Below are 4,472 nucleotides of genomic sequence, written 5' to 3' on the forward strand. Positions count from 1 at the left end.
GATCTCCCGCGGCGACCGCGCCGGGCGGCGGGAGCGCCGAGCCCACCGCCGGCTGCGCCTGCACCTCCAGCGGCAGGTTGAGGACGACGACCCGGCGCTGGTCGCGCGCCGCGGCGACCGCCGCTGCGGTCACCCGCACGGCCGAGGCGGCGGTCGTCACCCGCACCGGCAGCGCGCCCACCGCCTCGGCGAGCGCCGGCTGGTCCACGAAGAAGTTCGAGCGCCGGTTCGTCGTCTCGGCCGTGAGGACCACCAGGGGCGTCCGGCTCTTGGCCGCCTCGGTGATCCCGGTCAGCGCGTTGGTCAGCCCGCACCCCTGGTGCAGGCTGACCACCGCCGGGCGGCCGCTGGTGCGCGCGAAGGCGTCGGCCATCGTGGCCGCGCCGCCCTCGTGCCGGGCGGCGACGTACCGGGCGCCCGCTGCGACCATGGCGTTGGTCGCGACGAAGTTGCCCGAGCCGACCACCCCGAAGACCGTGTCGACGCCGCAGGCCACGAGCGTCTCGCCGACGGCCTGCGCGACCGTCCGCGCCGGAGGTGCCGGGGTCATCCCCGCTCGACCAGCGCCAGCACCCGCGACGGCGAGCCGGAGCCGCCGACGATCGGCAGCGGCGCGGCCACCAGCAGGGCGCCGGTGGGCGGCAGCTGCGCGAGGTTCTGCAGCTGGGTGAGGCCGTACTTGCCGCTGCCCATCAGCGCGGAGTGGCACGGGAACGGCGGGTCGAACGAGTGGGCGGCGCCCGCGTCGGTGCCCACGGTCTCCACGCCCAGCCCGATCACCGGGGACTCCTCGGCCAGCCAGCGGGCGCACTCCACCGACAGGCCCGGGGTGTGCGGGCCGGTGTCGTCGGCGTTGAGGAACTCCTGCTGGGACTCCGACCGGGCGTCCCAGCCGGTGCGGAAGAGCAGCCAGCCGCCCTCGGGCAGCGGTCCGTGGGTCCGCTCCCACTCCCGGACGTGGTCCACCTCGAGCAGGAAGTCGGGGTCCTGTGCCGCCTGCTCGGAGAAGTCCAGCACCGCGGCGGGCGCGATCAGCTTCCGGGGGGCCACCGACGCGACGTCCTCGCCGTCCTGACCGGTGACCCAGTGGTTGGGCGCGTCGAAGTGCGTGCCGGTGTGCTCGCCGGTCCGGAAGTTGTTCCAGTACCAGGCCGGCCCCCGGTCGTCGTACCGGCTGAGCTCCTCGAGCTGGAACGTCGCCGTCTGGGCGAACGGCTCGGGCAGCTGGATGACCGGCGTCTCCGAGGACAGCGGCGCGGTGAGGTCGACGACCTCGATCCGCGCGGTGGCCAGGGCCTCGGCGAGGCTGGACAGGATCGACATGCGCACGGTCCCTTCACGGACGGTCGGAGCGGCCGACAGCCAACCACAGGCGGGGGCGCCCGTCAGCCCGCGAGGACCGCCCAGCCGTGGGCCGGCAGCCGGACGCGCCCGCCGCCGGCGTCGGCCGCCCCGGCGAGCACCGCGCCGGCGCCCGGCACGGGCAGCTCCGCGGGGGCACCGGCCACGTTGAGCGCGACCACCAGCCGCTCCCCCTCGCCGGCGACCTCGTAGGCGAGCTGCTCGTTGGCCAGGTGCACGGTCCGGGGCCGCGCGGTGTGCAGCCACCGGTGCCGGCGCCGCAGGCCGATCAGCTCCTGGTGCAGCCGGTAGGTCGGCAGCCCCAGCGGCGAGAGCTCCCCCGGCGTGGCCGGGAACGGTGGGCGGACGGCGTCGTCGCCACCGGCGCGGTCCTCCTTGACGCCGCGGAAGGCGTGCTCGTCACCGGCGTAGACCGCCGGGGTGCCGCCGAGGGTCAGCAGGACGACGAGGGCGTGCGCCAGGTGCCGCTCGTCGGTCAGCCGGCTGGCCAGGCGGGTGACGTCGTGGTTGCCGAGGAACGTGTACGGCGTGAACCGGTCGAGGAAGCCGGCGTGCCGGGTGAGCGCCGCGTCGAGCTCGTAGAAGTTGCCGTCGTTGAGGGAGCTCCAGACCGCCTTCCACAGCTCGTACTGGGTGACCGCGTCCAGGTGGCCCTCGGCCACGAAGCCCGCGTAGTCGCCGTGGATGACCTCGCCCATGAGGTAGGCCCCGGGGTGCCGCTCGCGCACCCGGTCGGCCACCTCCGCCCAGAACCGCGTGGGGACGGCGTAGGCGGCGTCCAGCCGCCAGCCGTCGGCGCCCCGGTCCAGCCAGCGGGTCATGACCTCGACGACGTGGTCGGCCACCTCCGGCGACGAGTGGTCCAGCGCCACGAGCGCGGAGTGGCCCTCGAAGTCGTCGTACCCGGGCTCGGTCCCCGGCGTCCACGCCTGCGGCCCCCCGGGCCAGCGCAGCCGGAACCAGGACGCGGTCGGCGCGGCCGGGCCCTGCTCGAGCACCGCCCGGAACGCGGGGTGACCGCGGCCGACGTGGTTGAAGACGCCGTCCAGCAGCAGCCGGAGGCCGCGCTCGCGGCAGGCGGCGACGAGCGCGTCGAAGTCCGCGTCGTCGCCCAGTCGCGGGTCGACCCGCAGGTGGTCGACGGTGTCGTAGCCGTGGGACCCGGAGGCGAACACCGGGCCGAGGGCCAGCCCCGAGGCCCCCAGCTCGACCGCGTGGTCGAGCCAGCCGACGAGGTGCCCGAGCCGGTGCCGGGTCGGCAGGCCCTCCTCGGCGCGCGGCTCGGCGCCGACGAAGCCCAGCGGGTAGACGTGCCACCAGACGGCGTCCCGCACCCAGCCCGGTCCGTCCGTGCGCCCGATCCCCATGCCGGCGATGCTGCCCTACGGCCGGTCCACCCACCCCGGCGAGGGACCCGCGCGGTGCCTCCTACCGTCCGAGCGGCGCCGTAGGGGTAGAGTCCGTCCCGGTCGCTGTTGCGCCTCTGCTTTCGTTCTTGGACGTCCGCAGTCGTCTCTGCCTGACGTTCCTCTCGGTCCTGCCGGTCGGTGCGGCGGCCCCACCCCCGGCACGTGCCGGCGGTGGACACCTCCCAGCACGGAATGAGAACGACATGGCTCAGGGCACTGTGAAGTGGTTCAACGCGGAGAAGGGCTTCGGGTTCATCGCCCAGGACGGCGGCGGCGCCGACGTCTTCTGCCACTACTCCGCCATCGTCAGCGACGGCTACCGCTCCCTCGACGAGGGCCAGCAGGTCGAGTTCGACGTCACGCAGGGCCAGAAGGGCCCGCAGGCGGAGAACGTCCGCCCGGTCTGACCCAGGCATCCGACGGGGCCACGGCGCACTGCGCCGTGGCCCCGTCGTCATATCCGGCACCCCATCCCCCGAGGAGCACCCATGGCCGAGCACGTCGGACTCTGCGCGGACGCACCGCTGGGCTGCCCCTGCCGGGGTGACGCCGCCATCCACGAGGACCGCTCGCGCGCGCTGAGCGAGGCGCGCGCCGCCGGGGGGACGGTCGAGTGCCCCGAGTGCGGCGAGCCGACGACGGCGGTGTCCATCGCCTCCTGGGGCAACTGCCGCGCCTGCCGGACCGCGCACTCGCGGTCCACCCACCCCCTGCGCTGGTGAGGCCGGGGCCGGGCCGTGCCCGGCCTCGCGCGGGGGTTCCGGGCCGGGATCGGTAACAATGACCCGGTCCGAGGAGCGGACCACCTGAGAGCAGCGGAGCGGCGTGACCGGCGACCTTCCCGAGCCCGACTACCGGCGGGTCTTCGACGCGGCGCCCACGCCGTTCCTCCTGCTCACGCCCGACCTCACGATCGTGCACGCGAACCAGGCTCGCCTGGAGGCCACGGCGACGACGCTCGAGGGCACCGTCGGCCGGAACCTGTTCGACGTCTTCCCGATGAACCCCGACGACCCGGCGGCCGACGGCCTGGTCAACCTCAAGGCATCCCTGGAGCGGGCACGGGACACGCGCCAGCCGCACACGATGGCCATCCAGAAGTACGACATCGCCATGCCCGACGGCCGGTTCGAGGAGCGGTTCTGGAGCCCGCGGAACGTGCCGATCCTCGACGAGGACGGCGAGGTGGTGCTGATCCTGCACCGCTCCGACGACATCACCGAGTACATCCGCGACCGGGACGACGCCCGTGACGAGGCGGCTCGCGGCCAGGAGTGGCGGGACCGCGCGGCGCGCGTGGAGGGGGACCTCTACGCGCGGACCCGGCAGCTGGAGCAGGCCAACGCGCGGCTCGAGGCCCTCACCGAGCGCGAGCAGCGCACCGCCCGGTCGCTGGCCGGCCTCGCCCGCACCGTGTCCGCGCTGGCGGCGGCGGAGACCCGCGCCGACCTCTTCCGGCTGCTCGCCGACCACGGGGGGCCGGGTCTGTCGGCCGACCTGCTCGCGGCCGCCGTCGTGCACCCGGGCAGCGCGGGGCTGAGCATCGTCGGCGGGCCGAGGTCCGGCCGGCGCCTCCGGGCCGGCTGTCCAACGTCGTCTTCATGGGCATGGGGGAGCCGCTGGCCAACTACGCCCGCGTGCGCAAGACGCTCGACGCGCTGCTGACGCCCGCGCCGCACGGCCTGGGCCTGTCCCAGCGCT

Annotated in this window: 5 protein-coding genes and 2 pseudogenes; 4 read left to right on the top strand and 3 right to left on the bottom strand. The window is 75.2% G+C overall.

The features are described 5' to 3' along the window. The 3 genes from E4P43_RS19560 to E4P43_RS19570 all read right to left on the bottom strand — a co-directional run. The coding region (locus tag E4P43_RS19560) for a thiamine pyrophosphate-binding protein (protein WP_245159277.1) at positions 1-550 on the bottom strand (550 nt) is incomplete at its 3' end. Then, the gene (locus E4P43_RS19565) at positions 547-1,323 is read right to left on the bottom strand and encodes a cyclase family protein (protein ID WP_135147178.1); all 777 of its coding nucleotides are present in this window, start codon (positions 1,321-1,323) and stop codon (positions 547-549) included. The genes E4P43_RS19560 and E4P43_RS19565, both read right to left, overlap by 4 nt. 62 nt (positions 1,324-1,385) lie before the next feature. Further along, a complete protein-coding gene (locus E4P43_RS19570; protein WP_135147179.1) occupies positions 1,386-2,729 on the bottom strand; it encodes an alpha-amylase family protein in 1,344 nt (447 codons plus the stop codon). A gap of 245 nt (positions 2,730-2,974) precedes the next feature. Here E4P43_RS19570 and E4P43_RS19575 point away from each other — a divergent pair, with 245 nt between their 5' ends. The 4 genes and pseudogenes from E4P43_RS19575 to E4P43_RS20985 form a co-directional block, all read left to right on the top strand. Next, complete coding sequence (locus E4P43_RS19575) at positions 2,975-3,178, top strand: cold-shock protein (RefSeq protein ID WP_135147180.1); 204 nt, start codon at positions 2,975-2,977, stop codon at positions 3,176-3,178. Between the two features lie 81 nt (positions 3,179-3,259). After that, a complete protein-coding gene (locus tag E4P43_RS19580) occupies positions 3,260-3,493 on the top strand; it encodes a hypothetical protein (protein WP_135147181.1) in 234 nt (77 codons plus the stop codon). Between the two features lie 103 nt (positions 3,494-3,596). Continuing rightward, positions 3,597-3,983, top strand: a pseudogene (locus E4P43_RS20980) (PAS domain-containing protein); the annotation flags it as partial. A gap of 344 nt (positions 3,984-4,327) precedes the next feature. Beyond that, a pseudogene (locus E4P43_RS20985) lies at positions 4,328-4,472 on the top strand (23S rRNA (adenine(2503)-C(2))-methyltransferase RlmN); the annotation flags it as partial.

Source organism: Blastococcus sp. TF02A-35 (assembly GCF_004571075.1).
Lineage (GTDB): Bacteria > Actinomycetota > Actinomycetes > Mycobacteriales > Geodermatophilaceae > Blastococcus.